Consider the following 24,975-nt stretch of genomic DNA (forward strand, 5'->3'; position numbering starts at 1 on the left):
GGCCTGCGAGCGGTCAGTCGATGCCGGGCAGAATGTGCGGCTCGGCGAGGTCGTCCTCGTAGCCGGCCAGCCGGATCGGTGCGGACCGGGCCCACACCTCGATGTTCCGGAGCTTCTCGGGCCGTGCGGTCCGCTCCCCGTACCGTTCGGCGGGTCGCTTCTCGCGCATCGTCAGTTCTGGTGTCGTCACCGCGCACTCCTCTGTGTCGCGTCACCCGGGGCGGGGCCTACGCTCCGGCTGCGGCGCCGGAGATCGACCGCCCCGGAGTGGGGCAGGGGCTTGAGATATGTCGGTCGCGGTGGCGCCGTGTCGGGGCGGGACGGCGGTCGGGTTGCAGACCTGTCCCGGGACGGTCGGGGAACCTTCGTGGGCTCCTCGATGGCGTCCGTTCGCCTCAGAGTAACCAAATGAGCGGCTCCGCGCTCGATAGAACGTGTGCAGTGGGTCACTTTCGGCCACTTCGCACAGCGAAAACCCGGCCCAGGATCCATCCTGGGCCGGGTCTGCGGCCGCCGCACGGAAGGTGCGGTTCCGCTTGAGCCGGTCGGGTTACGCCGACGGAGGCCGGGCCTACCAGTTCGCGGGGGCTACCAGTTCGCGGGGGCGTAGTCCTTGAGGAAGCAGCCGTAGAGCGCCTCGCCGCCCTCACCGCGCACGATCGGGTCGTAGACCCTGGCCGCGCCGTCGACGAGGTCCAGCGGGGCGTGGAAACCCTCCTCGGCCAGCCGCATCTTGTCCGGGTGCGGCCGCTCGTCGGTGATCCAGCCGGTGTCCACGGCCGTCATCAGGATGTTGTCCTTCTCGAACATCTCCTGGGCGCTGGTGCGCGTGAGCATGTTGAGCGCGGCCTTGGCCATGTTGGTGTGCGGGTGGCCCGCGCCCTTGTAGCCCCGGCTGAAGACGCCCTCCATGGCGGAGACGTTGACGACGTACGCGTGCCGGGCGGCGGTGGCGGCCATCGCCGGGCGGAGTCGGCTGATCAGGATGAACGGCGCGGTGGAGTTGCAGAGCTGGACTTCGAGGAGCTCGATCGGCTCGACGTCCTCGACCGTCTGGACCCAGCTGTTGGTGTCGTGCAGGTCAGGGACGAGCCCGCCCGCGTCGATCGCGGTGCCCGCGGCGATCCGGGCCGGGGAGGCGGAGCCGGTGACCAGGGCGAGGTCGGTGACCTCCTGGGCGCTGAGGCCCTCCTTGCGGGCGGCGGGCAGGGCGGCCACCCGGTCGACCGTGCCGCTGCCGAAGGTGCCGATGACCTCGGCGGCGGGCAGCGCGCCCGCGGGCAGCGGAGCGGACTCGGCGTTGACGAGCTCGCTGTACGCCCCCGGGGAGCGGCGTACCGTCTGGGCCGCGTTGTTGATGAGGATGTCGAGCGGGCCCTCGGCGGCGACGGAGTCGGCCAGCGCGACGACCTGGGCCGGGTCGCGGAGGTCGATGCCGACGATCTTCAGCCGGTGGATCCACTCGTCGCTGTCCTCCATCGCCTTGAAGCGGCGGATCGCGTCGTTGGGGAAGCGGGTGGTGATGGTGGTGTGCGCCCCGTCGCGCAGCAGCCGCAGCGCGATGTACATGCCGATCTTCGCCCGGCCGCCGGTGAGGAGCGCCCGGCGCCCGGTGAGGTCGGTGCGGGCGTCGCGGCGGGCGCGGTTCTCCTTGGCGCAGGGCTGGCACAGCTGGTGGTAGAACGCGTCCACCTCGACGTACCGGGTCTTGCAGATGTAGCAGGAGCGGGGGCGCTGGAGTATGCCCGCGATCTCCGACTGGGCGGAGGAGGACGGCAGGACGCCCTGCGTCTCGTCGTCGATGCGCTCGGCCGAGCCGGTCGCGGTCGCCTCGGTGACGGCCCGGTCGTGGGCGGTCTTGGCGGCCCGGCGCTCCTGGCGGCGGCGCTGCTTCACGGTGCGGTAGATCCCGGCGGTGGCCCGGCGGACGGCGATGGCGTCCGGGTGGTCGACCTCGATGCGGTCGAGCTCGTCGAGCACGCTCAGGCAGACGGCCAGCCGCTCCGGGTCGATGCCGGGACCGAACTCGTCGATTCCGGGAGCGAGCTCCGGGCTGTCCTCTGTCACCGTCATTGCCGTTCCTCTGTCATCTTCATCGCCGCGGGTCAGGGATCACCGCAGGCCGAAACACCCCGCTCAAGTTTGCCATGCGCGTGAGGCTGCTCCGTTCGGGCGGGCTGCGCGGGCGACGGCCCGGACAGGGACCCGAAAACAGGGGCCGGAAAACTTTCTCGAAAAGGCAGGCATGACTTCGGAACGACCGGGAAGGCGACCGTCCGACACATTGGGTGACAGGGAGGGTGACACCATGACGGCGATGTCTGTGCGAGCCACCGGAGCGACGGCGCCGCTGAGCGACGACCTGGCCGGCGCGCGGACCGATGTCGGCGCCGAGGAACTGCCCTGGGTGGAGGACGCCGGAAAGGTCGCTCCCAAGGACGCGCGAGCCCTGTCCAAGGTGTTCTTCGACCGCCTCCAGGTTCTGGAGGAGGGCACCCACGAGTACCAGTACGCCCGTAACACCCTGATCGAGATGAACCTCTCCCTGGTGCGCTTCGCGGCGTCCCGCTTCCGCAACCGCGGCGGCGACGACACCGAGGACATCATCCAGGTCGGCACGATCGGGCTGATCAAGGCGATCGACCGCTTCGACCTCTCCCGCGAGGTCGAGTTCGCCACCTTCGCCGTCCCCTACATCGTGGGCGAGATCAAGCGGTTCTTCCGGGACACCACCTGGTCCGTGCACGTGCCGCGCCGCCTCCAGGAGCTGCGGGTCGACCTGGCCAAGGCGAAGGAGCAGCTCTCCGCGGAGCTGGACCGCGACCCCACGGTCAAGGAGCTCGCCGCCCACCTCGACCTGCCCGAGGAGGAGATCATCGAGGGGCTCGTGGCCGCCAACGGCTACTCCGCCGGTTCCCTCGACACCCCTTCGGCGGACAGCGACTCCGGGCAGGAGCAGCGCGCGTACGCCGATGTGCTCGGCGAGGCCGACCCGGGCATGGAGACCGTCGAGAACCTGCACACCCTGGCGCCGCTGCTGGAGCAGCTGGACGACCGGGAGCGCCGGATCGTGCAGATGCGGTTCGGGGCCGAGATGACCCAGGCGCAGATCGGCGCGGAGCTGGGCGTCTCCCAGATGCATGTGTCGCGGCTGCTGACCCGGATCGTCAAGCAACTGCGTAAGGGAATGAGCGTCGAGGCGTGAGTCCGCTCACTTCCTGACCTGTCCGGATCTCCCCGGCACCCGCCGTTCGACCGGTCGGGCACCCTCCTGGGTGCCCGACCGCTTCCTGTCAGACCGGCGGCCCGTGGCATCTGCCGGGGCCGCCGATCACATATGCTTCCCGACGATCGGCCGGATGGGCTGAGCCGTTCGTGTGTGGGGGTGGAGGGGTTGGCCGAGTCACCCATGGGCATGTCTCTGAAACCTGTGGGCACCGCCGGCATCCCCTCCCAGCAGGAGATCACCGGCGACTCCTCTCCCAGCACCCTCCTGTGGAACGTCGACGCGACCATCCTCCTGGTGGAGGACGACGCGGGCGACGCGCTGCTGGTCGAGGAGATGCTCACCGACAGCGAGCTGGACTCCGCCCTCACCTGGCGCAAGACGCTCGCCGAGGCCCGCGCCTTCCTGCGCACCTGTGCCACCCCCGTCTGCGTCCTTCTCGACCTGCACCTCCCGGACGTCCACGGTCTGGACGCCGTACGCCAGATCCTGGAGTCCGACAGCGAGGCCGCGATCGTCGTCCTCACCGGTCTCGACGAGTCGGGCACGGGGCTGCGCGCGGTGGCCGGAGGCGCCCAGGACTACCTGGTCAAGGGGCGGCTGGACCCCGAGATGCTGTCGCGGGCGATCCGCTACGCCCTCCAGCGCAAGGAAGTGGAACGGGCCGCGGCGGCGCTGAGGTCCAATCAGCTGATCGCCCAGGAGAACGCCCGGCTGGAGCGCGGGCTGCTGCCCGTCCCGCTGCTGCGGGACGACCGGTTCCAGGCGCGCGCCCGGTACGAGCCGGGGCGCGTCCACGGGCTGCTGAGCGGTGACTTCTACGACGTCGTGCAGACCGCCGACGGCGCGGTCCACGCGGTGATCGGTGATGTCTCGGGGCACGGTGCGGCGGAGGCCGCGCTGGGGGTCTGCCTCCGGGTGGCGTGGCGTACGGCCGTGCTGTGCGGGACCTCCCACCTGGAGCAGATCGAGCTGCTGGAGGAGATCCTGGTCGCCGAGCGCTCGGACTCGCACGTCTTCGCCACGATGACCTCCCTGACCTTCGCGCCCGACGGGCGGAGCGTGCAGATCGTGCGGGCGGGACACCCGGGGCTGCTGCTGCGCCGGGGCGAGGAGGTCCGCTGGGTGGAGCCGGAGGGCGGCATGGCACTCGGGCTGCTCCCCGGGATGGGCCGGTGGCCCACGGTCGACCTGCCGCTGGTCCCCGGTGACGGTCTCGTACTCTTCACCGACGGACTCTTCGAAGGACGCAACGGTCCGGACAGCCGCCTCGGTGAGGAAGGGCTGCTGGAGATGGCCCGGGCCTACGGGCCGTTGCCGGGCCGGAGATTCGTCGACGCGCTGGTGGCCGGAGCCGCCGAGGGAGCCGCCCCCTACGGCGGACTTGCGGATGATGTGGCAGTCCTGCATCTGGGCTGGGGATCGGAACTTTCATGAGCACGGAACAGTCCACACGTCACGACACGGGGAAGGACCCGGCGGGCTCCGGCGTGGCCGCCCGGTTCTCGGTGCAGAACTGGGTGCACCTGATCCTCGGCGGCTTCATCGTGGTCGTCTGCGGCTGCCTGGTGGCCGGCGGGCTGGTGCTGGCCCGGATGTCGGACCACACCACCGATCTGGTCGACCGAATACAGCCCGCGCGGTCGGTCTCCTTCCAGTTGCAGAACGCCCTGCTGGACCAGGAGACCGGGGTCCGCGGTTTCGCCCTGACGGGCGACGACTCGTTCCTCGAACCGTACGAGGCGGGCAAGGCCGCCGAGCGGGACCGGCTGACCCGGGCCCGGCAGCTGGTCGGCGGGCAGAAGCAGTTCGCCGAGGATCTCGACGCGATCGAGACCGTCGCACGGCAGTGGCGCGAGAACAAGGCCGAGCCGCTGCTGAAGATGGTCCGCGAGCAGGGGCCGAGCGTGGACGGCGCCTCGGCGCAGCTGCAGAGCAGCAAGACGGACTTCGACGCGCTGCGGCGAGCCTACGGTGCCCAGCAGACACACCTCTCCGAGGCCCGCGACACCGTACGGGCCGAGCTGAACGACGCCCGCACCACCCGCGACCAGGTGCTGTTCGCCCTGGTGGCCGTCTTCGTCCTGACCGTGGTGGCGCTCAGCGTGCTGCTCCACCGGGTGGTGGGCGTTCCGCTGAACCGGCTGCGCGCCGCCTCGGAGCGCGTACAGTCGGGCGCCTTCGACCAGCGGATCGAGGTCAAGGGGCCCTCCGACGTCCGGGCCATGGCCGGGGCCGTGGAGGACATGCGGCGGCGGCTGGTCGACGAGCTGGACGGGGCGCAGGGCCGCGAGACGCTGCTCGCCGAGCAGACGCAGGAGCTGCGCCGCTCCAACTCCGAGCTGGAGCAGTTCGCGTACGTCGCCTCGCACGACCTCCAGGAGCCGCTGCGCAAGGTCGCCTCCTTCTGCCAGCTGCTGGAGAAGCGGTACGGCAAGGAGCTGGACGACCGGGGCAAGCAGTACATCGCCTTCGCGGTGGACGGCGCCAAGCGGATGCAGGTGCTCATCAACGATCTGCTGACCTTCTCGCGGGTGGGCCGGCTCAACGACGGCCGGCAGCCGGTCGATCTGGACCGGGCCCTGGACCGTGCGCTGGGCAACCTGACGCTGGCCGTCGAGGAGTCCGGGGCCGTGATCGAGCGGCCGCGGGAGCTGCCCGAGCTGCTCGGTGACGGCACGGCGCTCACGATGGTCTGGCAGAACCTCATCGGCAACGCGGTCAAGTTCCGCCGGGAGGACGTGGAGTGCCGGATCACCGTCGACTGCGTACGCGAGGACGACGACTGGCACCTGAGCGTCTCGGACAACGGGATCGGGATCGCGCCCGAGTTCGCGGACAAGGTGTTCGTGATCTTCCAGCGGCTGCACGCGCGCGACGAGTACGAGGGAACGGGCATCGGCCTCGCGCTCTGCCGGAAGATCATCGAGTTCCACGGTGGCCGGATCTGGCTGGACGGCGAACCCGGCGAAGGCACCCGCATACACTTCACCCTGCCTGCCGCGCCCGAGGCGCCCCAGCAGACCACGGCCGAGCCCCTCGCTCCGGCCCTGACCATCAGCCAGCCGGGAGACCCTTCGTGAACACCCCCGTACAACCCATCGAGGTCCTCCTGGTCGAGGACGATCCCGGCGACGAGCTCATGACCCGTGAGGCGTTCGAGGACAACAAGATCCGCAACACCCTGCACGTCGTGCGCGACGGCCAGGAGGCGCTGGACTTCCTCTACCGGCGCGGCGAGTACACCGACGCCCCCCGCCCCGACCTGGTGCTCCTCGACCTGAACCTGCCCAAGTACGACGGGCGGCAGGTCCTGGAGCAGATCAAGGGCGACCCCGAGCTGTCGCTCATCCCCGTGGTCGTCCTCACCACCTCCTCGGCCGAGGAGGACATCCTGCGCAGCTACAAGCTGCACGCCAACGCGTACGTGACCAAGCCGGTGGACCTGGATCAGTTCATCGCGGCGGTACGTCAGATCGATGAATTCTTCGTGACCGTGGTGCGGCTGCCCGGACGTGCGTAGGATCGGTCCGGATCGCCTGGAGTGGGATCCTTTGACGCGGGTAGACGAATGGCGGAATAGGGTCTCCGACCTCACTGCGGCGCCTGGCTGGAGCACATGAACACAGAGGTCACCTCGCCACCGGACGACCCCGGCCAGGGTCTTCGGTCCCCGGAGGTACTGCTGAGCGCCGAGGTCTTCGACGGCGAGCCGGGCTGCATCGCGCTCGCGCGCGCCCTGGCGGACCGTTTCCTCACCCGGCTCGCGGTGGAGTGCCTGGCGCCGATCGGCGAGCACACCCGCAGCGATCTGATGCTGGCCGTGAGCGAGCTGGTCACCAACGCCGACCGCTACAGCCACGGCCCGTACCTCCTGGAGCTGGAGGGGAACGCCGAGGTCATGAGCGTCACGGTGTACGACAGCAGTACGGCGATGCCCGTGCTGTACGGCCCCGACCCCTCCCGGCTGGGCGGGCACGGCATGGAGATCGTCGTGGCCCTGTGCGACCGGCTCACGGCGGAGCGGGTGCCGGTCGGCAAGCGGATCCGTGCGGAGTTCCAGCTCTCCACCTGACCCGGAGACCTGACCCGGACACGACGATGCCCCCGAAGGACGCGTGACGCGTCCTTCGGGGGCATCGTGTTGCGGCCTCAGCTGTCGTGCTGCCGGCCGAACCAGTCCAGGCAGACCACCAGCGCATCGTCGAGTGTCTCCGTGACGCGGTACTCGGCCAGTTCGCCGAGCATCGCGCGCGGGACGGTCGCCGCCGGCAGCAGCCGCGTCGACTGGATGGCGCGGGCCAGCGCCCGTTCGCCGTACGCCTCCCCCGCCGGGGACACCGCCTCGTAGACGCCGTCGCTGAGCAGCAGCAGCCGGTCGCCGGGCTCCACGTGGAACTCCTGGACCGTGTAGTGCGACTCCTCGAACATGCCGAGCGGGAGCTGGGCCTCCAGCTCCATGCGCCGGACCGTGCGGCCGCGCTGGATCCACAGCTGCGGCGATCCGGCGTCCACGACGCCTACCCGGCCGGTCGCCAGCTCGAAGCGGAGCAGCAGCGTGGAGACGTGGGAGGCCCCGCGGTGCTGGTCGTAGATCGCCTGGTCGGCCAGGGCCGCCTGGTCGGCGATGCCGATGCCGGCCCGACGCGCGTTGCGCAGGGCGTTCACCGCGAGGTTGGTGAGCAGCGAGGCCTGTATGCCCTCGCCCATACCGTTGGTCACCGCGAGGGTCAGCTCCTCGGCGTCGGCCGCCCAGTCGAAGTTGTCGCCGTGTATCGAGTACGCCGGCTCCAGCTGGGCGCCGATGGCGAACTCGGCGGCGGTGCAGGCCCGGGCGGGCAGCAGCTGCCACTGCATCTCGGCGGCCAGAGTGAGCCGGGTGGTGCGCCGGGCGCGCTGGTAGATGTCGGTGTCCCGTTCGGCGACCAGCATCTCGTGGCCCAGCAGATCGGCCACATAGGTCAGCTCACCCACCACCTCCGGCACCGACCGCTCGGCGGGCAGCCGAACGGTGAGAATGCCGAGGCGTTCGCCGCGCACCGTCACCGGGAGGAAGTGATCGACCGCGTCGCCCTGCCTGACCTGCTGTTCGCGGGGCTTCTGGCTGCCGAAGGCCCGCCCCTCCGCACTGTTGTGCAGGGAGAGCGGCTCCTCCTCGCCGTCGGCCCCGTCCAGGCGCTTGAGGACCCTCAGACCGTAGTCGGCCAGATGCAGCTCCACCGCCAGAGCCCCGTAGGCGTCGGTCAGCAGGGGGCGCAGCGTCGACAGCAGCGCGTGCGGAGCGGCGGCCCTCACAGCCGTCTCGATGTCCGGTCTTCTGTTCACGGTCTCTCGTACATTCTTCGTCCTGCGACGTCGTAGGGGCTGGGTCCGGGCTGACAAGCGGGGCCGACGGATGACAGAGTGGATGAATGCCCCACTCCGCACGCCGCCCGCGCACCCGCGCAGAGGTGTCCGCCGACGCCTCCGCGGCCTCGGAGCTGCTGGAAGTGCTCTGGGGCCGCGGCCAGGAAGCGGCCGCTTCGGGCACCGTATCGCCCTCCCAGCTCCGGGCCCTGCTCGTGATCGAGAAGCAGGAGGGCACCAATCTGCGCTCGTTGGGCGAGGCGTTGGGCTCGCGCGCGCCGTCGGTCAGCCGGCTCTGCGACCGGATGGAGGCGATGGGGCTCGTACAGCGGGCACCCAGCCCGACGAGTCGGCGCGAGGTGGTGCTGCGGCTGAGTCTGCGCGGCCGGGCCCTCCTCGAAGAGTACCGGGCCCTGCGCGCCCGCGAGCTGAGCGCCGTGCTGGAACGTATGGAACCGGCCGCCGTGGCCGCGCTCGCGGAGGGCCTGGCGGCCTTCCACGCGGCGGCCGCGGACAGGCTCTCGCCGGAAACGGGTGCGGCGGGCCCCCTGCTCCGCGATGATGTCGCCGACAGCGCCTAGCCTCATCCAGCTCCTGCTTCCGCTTCTCTCGGTGCGTCACCGCCGACGGCTGATCCTTCAACCGTTGCGGATCAGATTGTTACCCAATGGCAAATGTTGTCAAATGGCAACCGTTCCTTCTATCGTTGTCCCGTACCCCGCCGTGAGCAGGGACGGAACGAGGCCGACCCGTCCGGCGCACCGGCATCCGTCATCCACCCGAACCGCCCGAGGTGCCTTCCGTGCAACCATCGCCCAACGAAGACAGAGCCGTCAGAATCAATGCCCGTCGAGAACGGGGTGCTCTGGTCCTCACCGTGTCGGGTGACCTCGATATCGACAGCGTTCCGCCGCTCGGCCGAGCACTGGAAGCGGCGGCCGAAGAGGGTTCCGGACCGGTCGTCGTGGATCTCTCGGGGGTGGGCTTCGCCGACTCCACCACGGTCAACGTGCTGCTCCAGGGGCAGACCGCGCTCGGCGGCCGGCTGCGGCTCGCCGCGCCCTCCCCGTTCGTACGGCGGCTGATCGGGATGATCGGGCTCGACAGCGCGATCCCCGTCCTGCAGGACGTCGACGAGGCCATAGACGCGGCCCTGCCCTCCTGACCGACATCTCCGGGCCCGGCGGCCGTGGGCGGCGGGCCGTTACGGCCCTGGACCCGCGTCTACCGGGCCGCGTCCGTCCGGCCCGGCGCACGGTCGAAGACGCAGTCGCCGCAGAGCCCGCCGCCCGGACAACGCCAGTACAGACAGCAGCTCCGCCGCCGGAACGCCGGACCGTGCGGGGAGCCGGTGGAACGCAGGTCGGGGTGGTCGAACAGCTCGGCCGCCAGCGCCCGGGCCCGCTGCGCCACGTCCGGGCGGTCCTGCCCGCGCGCCCAGGTGACCAGCTCGCGTACGGCCCCGGCGAGCGCGGACCCGGCGTTGCCCCACAGCAGCTGCGGGGAGATGTTCCCGTCGCGCCGGACGGCCTCGGCCAGCGGCACCAGATGCCCGTACTGGACCTGCTCGCGGATCCGGTCGGCCGTGCCGGGCAGCTCCTCGGGGTCCGCGAGCCACAGGTCCTCCGGCGAGGTGCGCTGCGGGTCCCAGTGCAGGGTGTCCGGTACGAGGGCGGGGATGCGGCCGAAGAGCGCCGCCGGGCCCAGCGCGATGGACCAGAGCCGGGCGGCGAGGCCGAGATGGGCGATGGAGGCGGCGACCCGGCGTTCGGGGGTGACCAGCCGCGCCGCGACCTTGTCGACCCGCGCCGTCAGGGGCGCCGTCCCGCCCGCGTACAGCTCCGCCAGCGGCCGGTGGGAGCCGCCGGGGACCGGCGCGGTCCGCAGCGTGAAGAAGCCGCCCACCGAGGCCGTCCGCTCCAGGTCCATGCCCCGCTCCTCACTCGCCACGATCCCCGGGTCGGCGCCGGAGCGCGGCCCGCGTCCGGCGACGCCGTGTGCCGTCCGCGCCGCTCACCGTATCCGCCGGTGCACAACTTCTGACGGCCGGGCCCGGCAGGACTACCGTCGAGGGGAGGACCTCGGTCCTCCGTCCGTACTACTGGGGCAGTACGCGGAAGTGACGTCTCAAGGACGACGACGTGGCGCCCCGGACAGGACATCGTGGTGTACATGAGCCCCCTCGCGCTGTCTGTGCTGCTGTCACTGGTCTCCGCGGTCGCCTACGCGGCCGGGGCGATCGTTCAGGAGCGGGTGGCCGCGCGCGGCGGCAACTCCCCGCACGCCCTGGTGCGCAACGCGGTCTGGTGGGTGGCGGTGCTCCTCAACGGCGTCGGCGCGGTCCTGCACGTGGTCGCCCTCGCCTACGGGCCTCTCAGCCTGGTCCAGCCGCTCGGCGCGCTGACGATCGTCTTCGCCCTGCCCATGGCGGCCCTCTTCGTCGGCCGCCGGGCCGGGGCGCGAGCCTGGCGCGGTGCGCTCATGGCGACGGCCGGTCTCGTCGGGCTGCTGGCCCTCACGGGCGACGCCGAGCCGCACACCCTGGGCGGGCCCGAGCAGCTGGCACTGGCCACGGTGACCTTCGGGGCGGTGGGCGCACTCATGCTGCTCGCCCGGACGCTGCACCGGCCGGTGCTGCGGAGCGCGGTGCTGGCCACGGCGGCCGGCGGGGCGTTCGGTATGGCCTCGGTCTTCACCAAGACCGTGGCCATGGAGTGGACGTCCGGCTCGGTGCGCTCAGGGCTCCCGACGCTGCTGGTGATCGCCGGGCTCGCGGCGGCGGGCCTGCTGCTCTCCCAGGCCGCCTACCGGGGTGCGGGGCTCGCCGCCCCGCTGGCGACGGTGACGGTGGTCAACCCCGTGGTGGCCGCCGCGATCGGGATCACGCTGTTCGGCGAGCACTTCCGCCAGGGCGCCGCCGGCACGGTCCTCGCGCTCTTCTGCGGGGCGCTGGCGGCGGGCGGCCTGGTCCTGCTCACGAAGGAGCGACTGAGCGCGGAGCAGGCCGGGCAGGGGCGCCTGAGGCCGCACGGCGCTCAGGGCGCGGAGCAGGAAGGCAGCGGTGCGCAGGGCGCGCAGGTGTGGCCCGAGGAGGCGCCGGCCGCAGTCGGGTCGACGTACGTTCCGCCGCTGCCGCTGCGGCCCGGCGGTGCGGTTCCGCGGGTGGAGTTCGGTGGTACGCGCCGGGCGGGGCACGACCGGCGCGGTGAGCCGGCCGCCGCCCCGCACTCGGAGCGGACGGTTCAGACGCTGACGCCGCCCGCCCTGAGGTAGGCCAGCGGGTCGATGTCCGACCCGTAGCCGGGGCCGAGGCGGACCTCGAAGTGCAGGTGCGGGCCGGTGCTGTTGCCGGTGGAGCCGGAGCGGGCGATCCGCTGCCCTCCGGAGACCGACTGCCCCTCCCGCACATGGAGGGCGGAGAGGTGGGCGTACTGGCTGTACCTGCCGTCCTCGTGGCGGATGACCACCTCGTAGCCGTACGCCCCCGCCCAGCCGGAGGAGACGACCCGGCCCGAGGCCACGGCCTTCACCGAGGTCCCGGTGGGTACGGGGAAGTCGACGCCCGTGTGATAGCCGCTGGACCAGGAGCCGGCCTGGCGGTAGGCGGTTCCGGTGGAGGCGGCGACGGGGGCGCTCATGCCGGAGCGCTTCACGGCGCGTTCCGCTGGCGCCTGCTTCTGCGGCTTGGGCGAGGCCTGCCTCTGCTCGGCCTTCTTCCGCTCGGCCCGCTTCTGCTCCGCCCGCTCCCGCTCGGCCTTCTGCTGCTCGGCCCGCTTCTCTTCGGCCCGCTTCTGTTCGGCCTGCTTCTGTTCGGCCGCCCGCTGCTCGGCCTTCTTCGCCTCGTCGGCCCGGGCCCCTGCCGCCTGCTGCTCCGAAGACCTGGGCTTGGGCGCCGCCTGCCGCTTCTGCGGCTCGGGCGGCGGTGCGGGCTTCCGGACGTCCGCCCCCTCCCCGCCGCGCGGGATGAGGCTCAGCCGCTGGCCGGGGAAGATCAGGTCGGGGTCGTCACCGACGACCGTGCGGTTGGCCGCGTAGAGCTGCTGCCAGCCGCCGCTGACCCGCTGGGCGTCGGCGATCCCGGAGAGCGAGTCGCCGCTCGCGACGGTGTACGCGTCGCGCTTGCCCGGTACGTGGGTCGGTGTCGCCGCGGCGGGCGTCGTCCTCGGTTTCCGGGGCGGGGCGCTCTGCGGCGCCGCGGCCTGGACGGGCCGGGTGCCCGCGCTCTGCGGGGTGGTGTCGGGTGCGTCCCCGCCCCGGGTGAGCCCGGCCTTCACGGAGCAGGCCGGCCAGGCTCCGGGCCCCTGGCCGTCGAGCACCCGCTCGGCGATGTCGATCTGCTGGTCCCGGGTGGCGAGGTCGGCGCGCGGCGCGTACTGCGTACCGCCGAAGGCAGCCCAGGTCGGACCGCTGAACTGCAGCCCGCCGTAATAGCCGTTGCCCGTGTTGATGGCCCAGTTGCCGCTCGACTCACAGGCGGCGACCTTCTCCCAGACCTCCCCCGAGGCGGCTCCCGCCGAGGTCGCGGTGATGAGCGGGAGTGCTAGGCCCGCACCGCCCGCGGTGACCGTGAGCGAGGCACGGTTGATCCGGCTGGGCTGGTATCTGCGGTGCCGACCGTTTGCGGCCATGACGGGTCTCCCCCACTGGCGTTGAGATGTCGCAAGCGGGGCAAACGTAGGGCGGCGCGAAGGCTGATCACAAGCGAAACGTGATAGTCGGCCGCCGTGGTCGAGTCTGTGGCCGGATTTCGCCCCTGGGCCCAACGGACCATCCCCGCCCGCCCGCTGCGCAAGGGGCGGGAAAGGGGCGGGCGGTTGCGGATGGAGAGCGCTCTCCGCAGGTGCTATAAAGGCGCTCATGACGGATGATCTGCGGTCGGCCGGAGCACCAACCCTGGAGGACGTGGCGCGGGCCGCCGGTGTCTCGCGCGCCACCGTCTCCCGGGTCATCAACGGTGTGCGCAACGTCGATCCGGCGATCCAGGAGGTCGTACGGCAGGCGGTCTCCGTCACGGGCTACGCGCCGAACCGGGCGGCCCGCTCCCTGGTCACCCGGCGGGCGGACGCCGTGGCGCTGGTGGTGTCGGGGGCGGGCGTCGAACCGGGACCGGGCCCGGAGGGCGCCGGTTCACGGGCGGCCGGGGACGACGGGTCCTTCACCGCGCAGGTCTTCGCCGACCCCTTCTTCGGCCGGGTGGTCACCGGAGTGGTCAACTACCTGCGGCCGCGCGGGATGCATCCGGTGCTGATGTTCGCGGAGACCTCGCGGGCCCGCGACGAGGTGGTGGCGTATCTGCGGCAGGGCAGCGCGGACGGGGCGCTCATCGTCTCCACGCACGCCGAGGACCCGTTGCCCGGCCTGCTCGCGGAGGCGGGGCTCGCGGCGGTCCTCTACGCGCGCCCCGCCCGGCCCGTCCCCATCAGCTACGTCGACCTCGCCCACCAGGACGGCGCCCGGCTGGCGGCCGAGCACCTGCTGGCCAGGGACTGCCGCCGGATCGCGACGATCAGCGGCCCGCTGGACGTGCCGGCGGGCCAGGCCCGGCTGGCCGGCTTCCGGGACACCATGGCGCGGCACGGGCACCCGTACACCCCCATCGCGGAGGGTCAGTTCACCCAGGAGAGCGGTGAGGCGGCGATGGAGCGGCTGCTCGCGGAGCATCCGGATCTGGACGGGGTCTTTGCCGCCAACGACCTGATGGCGATGGGGGCCTGCCATGTCCTGCGGGAACACGGCCGCCGGGTGCCCGAGGACGTGGCGGTGGTCGGCTTCGACGACAGCAGCGCCGCCCTGGCGTGCCGGCCGCCGCTGACCACGGTCCGCCAGCCGGTGGAGGAGATGGCCGCCGAGATGACCCGCCTGCTCCTGGACCGGATGGCCCGCCCGGCCGCCCCGGCCACCTCGGTCATCTTCGAACCGGAGCTGGTGGTGCGGGGGTCGGCGTAGCGGCCTCGCCCGCTCCCCGCCGTCAACTCGCCTTCGTACGGCTCCGGTTGCGTACGGTCTCCGTCGCCGTGCGCGATGGTGCGCCGGTGCCGTCCGGCCGGGCGCCGGGGGCCGGGCGGCTGCCGCCGCGGGTCAGGAAGTCGGCCAGCGGGAGCGTGGCGGCGCCGACGGTGACCGCGTCCGGGCCGAGCCGGCCCATCTCGATGGTGGTGCGGGCCGCCGCGTGGCGCAGGGCGTACTCGTTCGCGTACCGGCGGATGTCGGGGAGCAGGTGGGGGCCGAGCAGCAGGCCCGCCCAGCCGCCGAGCAGGATGCGTTCGGGCAGGAAGAGGTTGACCAGGTCCGCGAGGGCCGCGCCGAGGCATTCGGCGGTCTCGTCGAGGAGCGAGAGGGCGACCGCGTCGGGGGCGGGGCCGCCCGGCGGGGGGTAGGCGGCGGCGAGGAGTGCGGCGAGGGCGGTCTCGTCGTCGGCGTCCTCGGGGAGCGGGCCGCCCGCCTCGCGCCAGCGTTCGCGCAGCGCCTCCGCGCCGGCGTACGCCTCCAGGCAGCCGATGGAGCCGCAGCGGCACCGGCGGCCGCGCAGCTGGACGGTGGTGTGGCCCCATTCTAGGGCGAGGCTCGTGCGGTCCTCGGCGAGGATGTCGCCGTGGTCGACGCAGGCGCCGACCCCGGAGCCGATGAGGGCGATGGCGGCGGCGCCCGCGCCCCGCCCGCCGCCGAACCACATCTCGGCCCGGCCGAGCGTCTTGGCGCCGTTGTCGATGAAGAGGGGAACCTCGGGCGGTACGTCGACGGCCTCGCGGAGCAGCTGCTCGAAGGGGACCGCCTGCCAGCCGATCGTCTGGCCGTGCACCACGGCGGTGCGCCTGCCGTCGGGGCCCTGAGGCCCTTCGCGCTCGATGATGCCGGGGACCCCGACGCCGATGCCGAGCAGCCGGTGCGGGTCGGCGCCCGCGTCGCGCAGGACGTCGGCGACGCCCGTACGGACATGGGCGACGATGCGCTCGACGTCGTATCCGTGCTGGGCCAGCAGCCTTTCGGTGCGGGCCAGTTCGGTGAGGGAGAGGTCGAAGAGCTCGACGCGCACCCGGGTCTCCCCGATGTCGATGCCGACCAGCAGCCCGCCGTCCGGGGCGACCTTCAGCAGCGTACGGGGGCGGCCGCCGTCGGAGTCGACGATGCCGGCCTCCTGGAGGAGCCCCTCGGCGGCCAGTTCGGCAACAACGTTGCTGATGGATCCCGAGCTCAGCCCGGTGGCCGGTCCGAGCTCCTGGCGGCTCAGCGGACCGTCGAAATACAACCGTTGCAATACCCTCGCCCGGTTGCCCCGCCGCAGGTCACGCACGGTTCGTCTGTTGCGCTCGGCCATGTTGCTCCTTCCCGTCCAGGAACATACCTGGTCCCAGATCTTGACGCGACCTTCTCTCACCTCTTAAATCACGGCATAAATTAAGTCATGGAGGCCGTTCGGTCCGCCGGACGCAGCCATCCCCGGAAAGGGGCCACCTCACATGCGTCACCTCAGAGCCGCAAGCGCCGTCACCCTAGCGATCGCCATCACCGTCGCCGCCACCGGCTGCGGCGGCGGGTCGACCGGCAGCACGGGGAGCAACGAGTCCCCGAAGACCCTCACGTACTGGGCGTCCAACCAGGGCCCCAGCATCGAGGCCGACAAGAAGATCCTCACTCCCGAGCTGAAGAAGTTCGAGAAGGAGACCGGGATCAAGGTGAAGCTGGAGGTCGTGCCGTGGGCCGACCTGCTGAACCGGATCCTCGCCGCCACCGCGTCCGGTCAGGGCCCGGACGTGCTGAACATCGGCAACACCTGGTCGGCGTCGCTCCAGGCGACCGGCGCGCTCCTGCCGTGGGACGAGAAGAACTTCGAGGCGATCGGCGGTCGGGACCGCTTCGTCGACTCGGCGGTCGCCTCGGCCGGCAAGGAGGGCGAGCCGCCCGCCGCCGTCCCGCTGTACTCGCTGGCGTACGCGCTCTACTACAACAAGAAGATGTTCGCCGAGGCGGGCATCGAGAAGCCCCCGACGACCTGGGACGAGCTCGTCGCGGCGGGCAAGAAGATATCCAAGGGCGACAAGTGGGGCCTGGGCGCCGAGGGCGGCAACCTCTCCAACAACATCCACCAGACCTTCGTCCTGGGCCAGCAGCACGGCGCCGACTTCTTCGACAAGGACGGCAAGGCGACCTTCACCTCGGACGGTGCCGTCGCCGCCGTGAAGCAGTACATCGACTTCATGGCCAAGGACAAGATCATCGCTCCGGGCAACGCGGAGTACGCCCAGAACCAGTCGCTGACCGACTTCGCCAAGGGCAAGACCGCGATGGTGCTGTGGCAGGCGGCCGCCTCCACCTTCGCCGCCCAGGGCATGAAGCCCGAGGACTGGGGCGCGGCCCCGGTGCCGGTCCCGGCAGGCGCTCCGGGCACGGGCAAGCAGGTCAACTCGATGGTCGCCGGCATCAACATCGCGGTGTTCAAGAACACCAAGAACATCGACGGCGCCAAGAAGTTCGTGAAGTTCATGACCAGCGACGAGGAGCAGAAGCACCTCAACAAGACCTACGGGTCGATCCCGCCGGTCAAGGAGGCCCAGGCCGACGCGGCCTTCGGCGCCCCCGACCTCAAGGTCCTGCGCGACACCCTCTCCACCAGCGCCGCCCCGCTCCCCCAGGTCCCCAACGAGTCGCAGTTCGAGACGGCGGTCGGCACCGCGGTCAAGGAGCTGTGGGCGGACGCCGCCGCCGGACGTCCGGTGACGGAGGCGTCCGTCAAGGCACGCCTCGAAAAGGCCCAGCAGTCGATGCAGCAGTGAGGCCCTGATCCATGACCGCCACCGTCACCAACCCCGAGGCCGTCAAGTCGGCCACCGGGGGTACGAGCCGGGGCACCGGGGGTGCGCGCAGGAGACTGCCGCGCATCCCCGACCGGATCCGCCAAGGCGGACTGCCCTATCTCCTGCTCCTGCCCGCCGTCCTGCTGGAACTGCTCATCCACATCGTCCCGATGATCATCGGGATCGTGATGAGCTTCCGTCAGCTCACCCAGTTCTTCATCAACAACTGGGGTGCGGCGCCCTGGACCGGCCTCGACAACTACCGCATCGCCGTCGACTTCGACGCGCCGATCGGTGAGGCCCTGCTCCACTCGTTCTTCGTCACGTGCGTCTTCACGTTCTTCTCGGTCGGCTTCGCCTGGCTGCTCGGCACGGCGGCGGCGATCCTCCTCCAGGAGAGCTTCCGCGGCCGGGGCGTCCTGCGGGCCATCTTCCTCGTCCCGTACGCCCTGCCGGTCTACGCCGCCGTCATCACCTGGGCGTTCATGTTCCAGCGGGACAACGGCCTGATCAACCACGTGCTGCACGACCAGCTCGGGATCACCGATGAGCCGTCCTTCTGGCTGATCGGTGACAACAGCATCTACACGCTGATCATCGTCTCGGTGTGGAAGGGCTGGCCGTTCGCCTTCCTCATGCTGATGGCGGGCCTTCAGAACATCCCGCGTGAGCTGTACGAGGCCGCCTCGATCGACGGCGCCGGCATCTGGCAGCAGATCCGCAGGATCACCCTGCCCTCGCTGCGCCCGGTCAACCAGGTGCTGGTCCTCGTGCTCTTCCTCTGGACGTTCAACGACTTCAACACGCCGTACGTCCTGTTCGGCAAATCGGCGCCGGAGAGCGCGGACCTCATCTCGATCCACATCTACCAGTCCTCGTTCGTCACGTGGAACTTCGGGACCGGTTCCGCGATGTCCGTCCTCCTGCTGCTCTTCCTGCTGGTCGTGACGGCCGTCTACCTGATCCTCACCTCACGCGGAAGGAAGGGCGCCGATGTCTAGCCTCACGCGGACCCCGGGCGCCTCCCGGTCGCGTACCCGCTCCCCGATGGCCGCCCCGCAGTCCTTCCTGTGGACGCGGCGCATCGTCCTCACGCTGCTCGCCGGCTTCGTCCTGCTGCCGGTCTACGTGATGGTCAGCAGCTCGCTGAAGCCGCTCCAGGACGTGTCGGGGAAGTTCCAGTGGATCCCCTCCACGCTGACGGTCCAGCCCTACTTCGACATCTGGAAGACCGTTCCGCTCGCCAAGTACTTCGTCAACTCGCTGATCGTGGCGGGTTCGGCGACGGTGCTGTCGGTGACCATCGCGGTGTTCGCCGCCTACGCGGTGAGCCGCTACACGTTCCGGGGCAAGCGGGTCTTCACCGTCACGGTGCTCTCCACGCAGATGTTCCCGGGCATCCTCTTCCTGCTGCCGCTGTTCCTCATCTTCGTCAACATCGGCAGCTCCACCGGCGTCGCCCTCTACGGTTCACGCGGCGGCCTGATACTCACCTATCTGACGTTCTCGCTGCCGTTCTCCATATGGATGCTGATCGGGTACTTCGACTCCATCCCGAAGGACCTCGACGAGGCCGCCCTCGTGGACGGCTGCGGACCGGTCGGCGCCCTCTTCCGGGTCGTCGTGCCGGCCGCCGTGCCGGGCATCGTCGCCGTCTCCGTCTACTCGTTCATGACGGCCTGGGGCGAAGTCCTCTTCGCCTCCGTCATGACCAACGACGCGACCCGGACCCTCTCCGTCGGCCTCCAGGGGTACGCCACGCAGAACGACGTCTACTGGAACCAGGTCATGGCCGCCTCGCTCGTGGTGAGCGTGCCGATCGTCGCCGGGTTCCTGTTGTTGCAGCGCTACCTGGTCGCCGGACTCACCGCGGGAGCCGTCAAGTGACCTCCGCAGAAAGGCAGCACGTGACCGAAGAAGGGCAGCACGTGAGAGACCTCAACGCCTTCCCGGCCGACTTCACCTGGGGCGTCGCCACCGCCGCGTACCAGATCGAGGGAGCCGTCACCGAGGACGGCCGCTCCCCCTCCATCTGGGACACGTTCTCGCACACGCCCGGCAAGGTCGACGGCGGTGACACGGGGGACATCGCCTGTGACCACTACCACCGGGTCCCCGAGGACATCGGCCTGATCAAGCAGGTCGGCGCGGACGCCTACCGGTTCTCGATCGCCTGGCCGCGCGTCGTACCGGGCGGCGACGGGCCGGTCAACAAGGCGGGCCTGGACTTCTACGACCGGCTGGTGGACGGCCTCCTGGAGGCCGGGGTCACCCCGTTCGCCACGCTCTACCACTGGGACCTGCCGCAGGTGCTCCAGGACCGGGGCGGCTGGACCGTGCGGGAGACCTCCGAGCACTTCGCCGCGTACGCCTCCCACGTCGTCGAGCGGATCGGCGACCGGGTCAAGGACTGGGCGACGCTCAACGAGCCGCTCTGCTCGGCGTGGATCGGGCACCTGGAGGGCCGGATGGCCCCGGGCCTCACCGACCTGACGGCCGCCGTACGGGCCTCGTACCACCTGCACCTGGGCCACGGCCTGGCCGTGCAGGCGATCCGCGCGGCCTCCTCGGACGCCCGGGTCGGCATCGTGAACAACCTCAGCCCGATCGTGCCGGCGAGCACGAGCGAGGCCGACCTGGCCGCCGCCCGCCGCGCGGACGGCCACATCAACCGCTGGTGGCTGGACCCGGTCCTCGGGCGCGGCTACCCGCAGGACATGGTCGAGACGTACGGAGTCGAGCTCCCGGTGCGGCCGGGCGACCTGGAGACCATCGCGGCGCCGCTGGACTGGCTGGGCTTGAACTACTACTTCCGCCAGATCGTCACCGCCGACCCGTCCGGCCCGGCGCCCGGGTTCACGCAGGTCCCGGTGGCCGACGCGCGCCACACGTACATGGACTGGGAGGTGTACGCGGACGGGCTGGAGCAGTTGCTGCTGCGGCTCACCGAGGAGTACGGCGTGGAGCGCATCTACGTCACCGAGAACGGCTCGGCCTACCAGGACACCGTCGCGGCGGACGGCTCGGTCCACGACCCGGAGCGCGTGGCGTACCTGGAGGAGCACCTCGCCGCCTGCGCCCGCGCCGTCGCCAAGGGCGCGCCGCTGGCCGGGTACTTCGCCTGGTCGCTGCTGGACAACTTCGAGTGGGCGTACGGCTACGACAAGCGGTTCGGCCTGGTGCACGTGGACTACGCGACCCAGCGCCGTACGGTCAAGAGCAGCGGCCGCCGGTACGCGGAGCTGATCCGGGAACACGCGGGGCGCCACGCGGGGCTGCCCGCCTGAGCTCCTCCGCCTTGCCTGCGGGCTCCCGGCCGTGGTGGTACGCCCGCCACGGCCGGGAGCCTTTTCACGGGGCGGCGAGCACGTCCCGCAGGCGGGCGGCGAAGGCCCTGGGGTGCTCGGTGAGGCCGATGTGCCCGCCGGGGAACTCCGCCACCTCGGCCCCCACGCGCCGGGCCAGCCCTTCGGCGGCGACGGCGGGCAGGAGGGCGCGGGAGTCCCGGCCGACGCCCACGACCAGGTGCGCGGCGGCGGCCTTGAGGGCCACCAGGTCGGGGACGTAACCGCTGAAGGGGCAGAGCACGTGCTCCAGGAAGACGGGCAGGTTGGCGTGCATCCGGCGAAAGGTGGCGGCCTGTTCCGGGTCAGGGGCCTGCTCCTGGCTGGCGGCCTGGTCCGCGGTCTGCTCCGGGGTGGGGGCCTCACCCCTCTCGGCCGCCCGCTCCGGGCCCGGGGCGGCCTCACCCTCCTCCGGCGCGAGCCCCGCCGCCATTGTCGTCATCGCCGCCGCCACCCCGTCCCGCCGGAAGGCCTCCCGTACGGCCGCGAAGAGCGCGCGCCCCGCCTCCGGGTCGGGCAACAACGCGACCACGGGCGGTTCGTGGGCGACGACCCGGCTCAGCCGGCCGGGGTGGCGGGCCAGAGCGGCCAGCGCGACGACGGCGCTCGAACTGGAGCCGAAGAGCGCGGCGGGAGCCCCGTCCGGCGACAGCGACTCGATCAGCCGGACGATGTCATCGGCGTGCGTCGCGGGCGACTGGTCCGCCACCGGCCCGGCCGGCGCGCTGCGCGAGTAGCCCCGCGGGTCGAAGGTGGCCACCGTCCAGCGGTCCGCCAGATCCGCCGCGATCGCATCGTAGATCCCCGCGTCGGCGCTCCCGCCCGGCATCATCACCAGCAACGGCCCCCCGCCGCGCACCTCGTGGTGGAGGGTGGCGCCGTCCACCGTGAGCAGGCCTGTCCGTACGGCCGTCCTGTCGGTCATCGTGGTCTCCGTCCGGCGGAAGGCAGTGATCTTGTCGGTGCCGGAAGGGGCCACCGTACAAAGGGGAAGGCCGTGGCGGCCACGGATTTCCGTGGCCGCCACGGCCTGTCCCACCGCACCGGCAGCGGGGAGAAACGGTGCGGCAGGTCGTCGTGGAGTCCGGCGGGATCAGCTGCGGTAGACGCCGAACTCGTAGAGCGAGTTGCCCCACGGGGTGCCGCGCTCCGAGGTGCTCACACGGACGTAGCGGCCGCTCCCGGCGACCTCGATGTCGTCGATGCCGCCGTTGCCCGCGGTCTCGGTGTGGACGGTGGTCCAGTCCTCGCCGTTGTCCGATGTCTGGACGGTGTAGCCCTTGGCGTAGGCGGCCTCCCAGGCCAGCTGTACGTGGTCGAAGGAGGTGGTGGAGCCCAGGTCGACCTGGATCCACTGCCGGTCGGCCCACTCACTGGCCCAGCGGGTGTCGAAGGACCCGTCGACGGCGTTGGCCGCCGGGCAGGGGCAGCCGGTGCTGTCCGCCTGGAAGGTCGAGGCCGTGGCGGTCCTGCCGAGCGCCAGGTTGTCCCCGTCGACCTGTGGCGGCACCACCTTGAAGGACGTGGTCTCGATGCCGGCGTTGCCCTGGCCGTCGGTGGACTTGAGGTAGACCTTCCAGACGCCGAGCCGGTCCGGGGCGGTCACGTCGAAGGTGCCGTCGCCGCGGTCGGTGAACTCCGCCTCCGTCAGGCTGCCGTTGTCGTCGACGTACTTGGAACTGAACAGCACCTGGTGGCTGAGGGCGTCGCCGTCCGGGTCGGTGACGGAGGCGCTCACCCGGAAGGTCCGCCCGGCCGGCACGGCGGTGGCGTTGTCGACGGTGAACCCGCTGATGACGGGCGGGGTGTTGTCACCGGAGGTGGAGGCGCCGTACGCCTCCTTCACCGCGTGGTACGAGAGCCGCTTCTGGCCGGCGGGCAGCAGGTTGAACCAGACGCCCCCGAAGTCGTACTCGGTGCCGTAATGGAAGAGTGTCGCTCCGAGCGAGACGCCCGGGTGGTCCTGGACGCAGTCCCAGGCGCTCTTGTACCCGGCCGCCTTCTCCACGTCGGTGGGCTCCTGCGGTACGCCGTTGGCGTCGTCCGGCACCTCCCACTCGCCGGCCGGCCCGCCCTCGGTGACGATGTAGGGCTTGTCGTACCCGCCCTGCTCCCAGGTGGAGCGGATGTCGCAGACGGCGTCGTAGGAGTTCACGGCGTAGAGGTCGAGGTCGGGCGCGTTCTTCTTGTAGTACGGCCAGGCCCCGGTCCAGGCGTCGGTGGAGGTGACCGGGTGGTTCGGGTCGACGTCGTGGATCTTCTTGGCGATCTCGTTGACGAACGAGGTGTACGCGTCGCGCTGCTGCTCCAGGGCCTCGCCGCTGTAGCAGTTCTGCAGGCCGAGTACGGACTCGTTGCCGACGTTCCACATGAGGACGCCCTCATGGTCCTTGTAGGTCTCCACCCACTTCGGGAACTCGGCGAGCATGTCGTTCTTGTACGCGGTGTCCGTCAGGTAGTTCACACAGCCGCCGCTGCCGGGGCCGCCGCCGGGCTGGAGCCAGAAGCCGGCGATCACCTTGATGCCGTTGGCCGCCGCGGTGTCCAGGAGGGGCTTCGTGGTGGCGTCGGTGCCCCAGGTGCGGATCGTGTTGACACCCATCGACTTCACATCGGGCATGTACCGCTCGGCGTCCGCGACGGATGGGCCCCAGGTCAGGCCCTTGACGGTGTACGGCGAACCGTCCACGGTCAACTGCCAGTCGCCCTGCGAGCCGGTCACCTCGACCACGCTGCCCGCCGCGTGGGCGGCGGGCGCCGGAAGGGCGGCCACGGCCCCGGCCAGGAGAGCGGCTGCGGCGAGGCGTGCGGTGGCCCGGCGCCGTGCGCGGGGTGACCGTCGGAGAGGGGGGAGGTTCATGGGGGGAGTGCTCCTCAGTGGGGAAGGGGCTGGGGGGAGGGGCTGAGGGAAGGGAGAGAGAGGGATGGGAGAGCGCTCTCCCTCGTAGGCAGGGTGCGCCCACGGGGAAGAGCGCTCAAGGTTCGGTCCGGCGGTCGATCAGCGGTCAGGGCAGCTCGTAGTTCTCGTCCAGAGCGGCACCCCGGCCGGGGTTGTTCTCGTCGTAGCCGCGCGCGTTGCACTGGAGGCCGCCGACGACACAGTGGTCGACCAGGGCCTTCAGCGTGGCGTCGTCCCACGCGTTGAAGAAGTCGTAGTGGAAGGAATGGCCGGTCCCGCTGGCCAGTCTCACCTGCGACATGTCTCCGTTGACCGGCCACGCCATCTTGAACTCGATCATCGGCAGAGCGACCGGGTGGCTCGCCGGGCAGACGTCCTGGTTGGCCCCCGTCACGATCGGATAGGCCATGTGGGCCTTGTGGTCGGGGGTGTCCAGGTACTTCCCGTCCCAGCAACTGGGCGCCTGCATACGCAGGTTCAGCTGGGTGTCCGGGCTGGTGGGGCAGGCCGCCGGGAAGTCGTAGTTGTGGTAGCTCTCACCGCACTCGTACCCCTCGACCATGCCGGGGTGGTCGCGGAACTGCTCCTTGGTCTGGGTCGGGCTGCCGACGACGAACCGCAGCCCCTTGGGGAAGGGCCGGACCGTGCGATAGTCGGTGACCCCGGCCTTGTAGTAGATGACCTGCGGTCCGATCGGGCGGATCTCCTGGTTCCCCTTGTAGAGGGTCGGCATCCAGTACGCGGAGAGGTCACCCGGCGCCACGCAGGCCGTGCCGCCCGCACCGAGCGAGGCGGTGGTGCTGCTGGCGTTCGTGGTGTCGTTCCCCATGAACGTGTGGTCGTGCGACGCGCCGGCCTGGCCCGGGTAGACGATCGGGTCGTCCGGGGCGGTGTGGGTGACCGAACAGTTCGCCTGGAACTCGTGGAAGTAGCGGTGCGGGGGTATCTCCCGGGACGGTTCCACCCCGGTGACCGGCGGATTCGCCGGAATGTACCCGTCGCCGTCGGGGTCGTCGCCGAAGGCCACCGGCTTGGCGGGCGCCATCTTGTGACCCTGCATCACGTGGGACGCCGCAGCGGGCGGATCGGCCGCGGGCCGGGCGGCCGCGGCCGTGGTGGCTCCGGCGTTCGTGATCACGGACAGCCCCAGGGCCACCAGGGCCAGGGCGGTCGCCACGATCAGCGTGGACACCAGGGTCGTTCTGTTGAGTCTTGTCGCCATGCGGACCTCCATGCCGCTCTGCATCCATGCACATCGGGTGCACGGTGGGGGGAGAGTTGAGCTGGTGGTACAGCCGGGAAGGGCCACCGCCCCAGGGCGTCCACGAGACCGGCAAGCGGCCGGAGACTATCTGGGAGAGCGCTCTC

Annotated in this window: 22 protein-coding genes; 13 read left to right on the plus strand and 9 right to left on the minus strand. The window is 71.2% G+C overall.

Annotated features, from left to right (window positions below; translation table 11 throughout):
* Nucleotides 1-13: 13 nt before the first annotated feature.
* Nucleotides 14-190, minus strand: a complete 177-nt coding sequence (locus tag R2B67_RS02475; RefSeq protein ID WP_015612873.1) for a hypothetical protein — start codon at nucleotides 188-190, stop codon at nucleotides 14-16.
* Nucleotides 191-588: 398 nt separating this feature from the next.
* Nucleotides 589-2,073 (minus strand): SDR family NAD(P)-dependent oxidoreductase, encoded by a 1,485-nt coding sequence (locus R2B67_RS02480; RefSeq protein ID WP_317816184.1) that lies wholly within the window; start codon nucleotides 2,071-2,073, stop codon nucleotides 589-591.
* Between the two features lie 235 nt (nucleotides 2,074-2,308).
* Here R2B67_RS02480 and R2B67_RS02485 point away from each other — a divergent pair, with 235 nt between their 5' ends.
* From R2B67_RS02485 to R2B67_RS02505, 5 genes are all read left to right on the plus strand, one after another.
* Nucleotides 2,309-3,205, plus strand: a complete 897-nt coding sequence (locus R2B67_RS02485; protein ID WP_317816185.1) for an RNA polymerase sigma factor SigF — start codon at nucleotides 2,309-2,311, stop codon at nucleotides 3,203-3,205.
* A gap of 204 nt (nucleotides 3,206-3,409) precedes the next feature.
* Nucleotides 3,410-4,663, plus strand: coding sequence for a PP2C family protein-serine/threonine phosphatase (locus tag R2B67_RS02490; RefSeq protein WP_381074922.1), 1,254 nt, complete (start codon nucleotides 3,410-3,412; stop codon nucleotides 4,661-4,663).
* On the plus strand, nucleotides 4,660-6,309 hold the full coding sequence (locus tag R2B67_RS02495; RefSeq protein WP_317816187.1) for a sensor histidine kinase: 1,650 nt from the start codon (nucleotides 4,660-4,662) through the stop codon (nucleotides 6,307-6,309). Before R2B67_RS02490 ends, R2B67_RS02495 begins: the two co-directional genes overlap by 4 nt.
* Complete coding sequence (locus tag R2B67_RS02500) at nucleotides 6,306-6,749, plus strand: response regulator (RefSeq protein ID WP_018513106.1); 444 nt, start codon at nucleotides 6,306-6,308, stop codon at nucleotides 6,747-6,749. Before R2B67_RS02495 ends, R2B67_RS02500 begins: the two co-directional genes overlap by 4 nt.
* A gap of 96 nt (nucleotides 6,750-6,845) precedes the next feature.
* Nucleotides 6,846-7,301, plus strand: a complete 456-nt coding sequence (locus R2B67_RS02505) for an ATP-binding protein (protein ID WP_109980532.1) — start codon at nucleotides 6,846-6,848, stop codon at nucleotides 7,299-7,301.
* 77 nt (nucleotides 7,302-7,378) lie between these two features.
* Here R2B67_RS02505 and R2B67_RS02510 read toward each other — a convergent pair whose 3' ends face one another.
* Nucleotides 7,379-8,551 (minus strand): PP2C family protein-serine/threonine phosphatase, encoded by a 1,173-nt coding sequence (locus R2B67_RS02510; protein ID WP_317816190.1) that lies wholly within the window; start codon nucleotides 8,549-8,551, stop codon nucleotides 7,379-7,381.
* 86 nt (nucleotides 8,552-8,637) lie between these two features.
* On the opposite strand from R2B67_RS02510, the gene R2B67_RS02515 reads away from it, so the two are divergent.
* On the plus strand, nucleotides 8,638-9,153 hold the full coding sequence (locus R2B67_RS02515) for a MarR family winged helix-turn-helix transcriptional regulator (RefSeq protein ID WP_317816192.1): 516 nt from the start codon (nucleotides 8,638-8,640) through the stop codon (nucleotides 9,151-9,153).
* A 221-nt stretch (nucleotides 9,154-9,374) separates the two neighbouring features.
* A complete protein-coding gene (locus R2B67_RS02520; RefSeq protein ID WP_317816193.1) occupies nucleotides 9,375-9,737 on the plus strand; it encodes an STAS domain-containing protein in 363 nt (120 codons plus the stop codon).
* A gap of 59 nt (nucleotides 9,738-9,796) precedes the next feature.
* Here the strand turns inward: R2B67_RS02520 and R2B67_RS02525 are convergent, their stop codons facing one another.
* A complete protein-coding gene (locus R2B67_RS02525; RefSeq protein WP_317816195.1) occupies nucleotides 9,797-10,501 on the minus strand; it encodes a (2Fe-2S)-binding protein in 705 nt (234 codons plus the stop codon).
* A 243-nt stretch (nucleotides 10,502-10,744) separates the two neighbouring features.
* Between R2B67_RS02525 and R2B67_RS02530 the strand changes: the two genes are divergently transcribed.
* Nucleotides 10,745-11,845: a DMT family transporter gene (locus R2B67_RS02530; protein WP_317816197.1), complete on the plus strand. Its 1,101-nt coding sequence runs from the start codon at nucleotides 10,745-10,747 to the stop codon at nucleotides 11,843-11,845.
* Here the strand turns inward: R2B67_RS02530 and R2B67_RS02535 are convergent.
* Nucleotides 11,815-13,200 carry a transglycosylase family protein gene (locus tag R2B67_RS02535; RefSeq protein WP_317816199.1) on the minus strand — a complete coding sequence of 462 codons (1,386 nt, stop codon included), beginning with the start codon at nucleotides 13,198-13,200 and terminating at the stop codon, nucleotides 11,815-11,817. The two genes, R2B67_RS02530 and R2B67_RS02535, sit on opposite strands and share 31 nt — an antisense overlap.
* Before the next feature lie 229 nt (nucleotides 13,201-13,429).
* Between R2B67_RS02535 and R2B67_RS02540 the strand changes: the two genes are divergently transcribed.
* Nucleotides 13,430-14,518, plus strand: coding sequence for a LacI family DNA-binding transcriptional regulator (locus R2B67_RS02540; RefSeq protein ID WP_317816201.1), 1,089 nt, complete (start codon nucleotides 13,430-13,432; stop codon nucleotides 14,516-14,518).
* A gap of 22 nt (nucleotides 14,519-14,540) precedes the next feature.
* On the opposite strand, the gene R2B67_RS02545 is transcribed toward R2B67_RS02540, so the two are convergent.
* Nucleotides 14,541-15,887: an ROK family transcriptional regulator gene (locus tag R2B67_RS02545; protein WP_317816203.1), complete on the minus strand. Its 1,347-nt coding sequence runs from the start codon at nucleotides 15,885-15,887 to the stop codon at nucleotides 14,541-14,543.
* Between the two features lie 142 nt (nucleotides 15,888-16,029).
* Here R2B67_RS02545 and R2B67_RS02550 point away from each other — a divergent pair, with 142 nt between their 5' ends.
* Genes R2B67_RS02550 through R2B67_RS02565 form a run of 4 tightly spaced genes read left to right on the plus strand, consistent with a single transcriptional unit; the run spans nucleotide 16,030 to nucleotide 20,651 of the window.
* Nucleotides 16,030-17,343, plus strand: a complete 1,314-nt coding sequence (locus R2B67_RS02550; RefSeq protein ID WP_317816205.1) for an ABC transporter substrate-binding protein — start codon at nucleotides 16,030-16,032, stop codon at nucleotides 17,341-17,343.
* Between the two features lie 11 nt (nucleotides 17,344-17,354).
* Nucleotides 17,355-18,365 carry a carbohydrate ABC transporter permease gene (locus R2B67_RS02555; RefSeq protein WP_317816207.1) on the plus strand — a complete coding sequence of 337 codons (1,011 nt, stop codon included), beginning with the start codon at nucleotides 17,355-17,357 and terminating at the stop codon, nucleotides 18,363-18,365.
* Nucleotides 18,366-18,411: 46 nt separating this feature from the next.
* A complete protein-coding gene (locus tag R2B67_RS02560; RefSeq protein ID WP_317824765.1) occupies nucleotides 18,412-19,251 on the plus strand; it encodes a carbohydrate ABC transporter permease in 840 nt (279 codons plus the stop codon).
* Nucleotides 19,252-19,292: 41 nt separating this feature from the next.
* Nucleotides 19,293-20,651, plus strand: a complete 1,359-nt coding sequence (locus R2B67_RS02565; RefSeq protein WP_317816209.1) for a GH1 family beta-glucosidase — start codon at nucleotides 19,293-19,295, stop codon at nucleotides 20,649-20,651.
* A gap of 64 nt (nucleotides 20,652-20,715) precedes the next feature.
* On the opposite strand, the gene R2B67_RS02570 is transcribed toward R2B67_RS02565, so the two are convergent.
* The 3 genes from R2B67_RS02570 to R2B67_RS02580 all read right to left on the minus strand — a co-directional run bounded on the left by R2B67_RS02570 (nucleotide 20,716) and on the right by R2B67_RS02580 (nucleotide 24,829).
* Nucleotides 20,716-21,633 (minus strand): alpha/beta fold hydrolase, encoded by a 918-nt coding sequence (locus tag R2B67_RS02570; RefSeq protein WP_317816211.1) that lies wholly within the window; start codon nucleotides 21,631-21,633, stop codon nucleotides 20,716-20,718.
* 168 nt (nucleotides 21,634-21,801) lie between these two features.
* Nucleotides 21,802-23,568: a galactose-binding domain-containing protein gene (locus R2B67_RS02575; RefSeq protein ID WP_317816213.1), complete on the minus strand. Its 1,767-nt coding sequence runs from the start codon at nucleotides 23,566-23,568 to the stop codon at nucleotides 21,802-21,804.
* 145 nt (nucleotides 23,569-23,713) lie between these two features.
* Nucleotides 23,714-24,829 carry a DUF1996 domain-containing protein gene (locus R2B67_RS02580; protein ID WP_317816215.1) on the minus strand — a complete coding sequence of 372 codons (1,116 nt, stop codon included), beginning with the start codon at nucleotides 24,827-24,829 and terminating at the stop codon, nucleotides 23,714-23,716.
* Nucleotides 24,830-24,975: the final 146 nt, after the last annotated feature.

The organism is Streptomyces cyaneofuscatus (assembly GCF_033109485.1).
Classification (GTDB): domain Bacteria; phylum Actinomycetota; class Actinomycetes; order Streptomycetales; family Streptomycetaceae; genus Streptomyces; species Streptomyces cyaneofuscatus.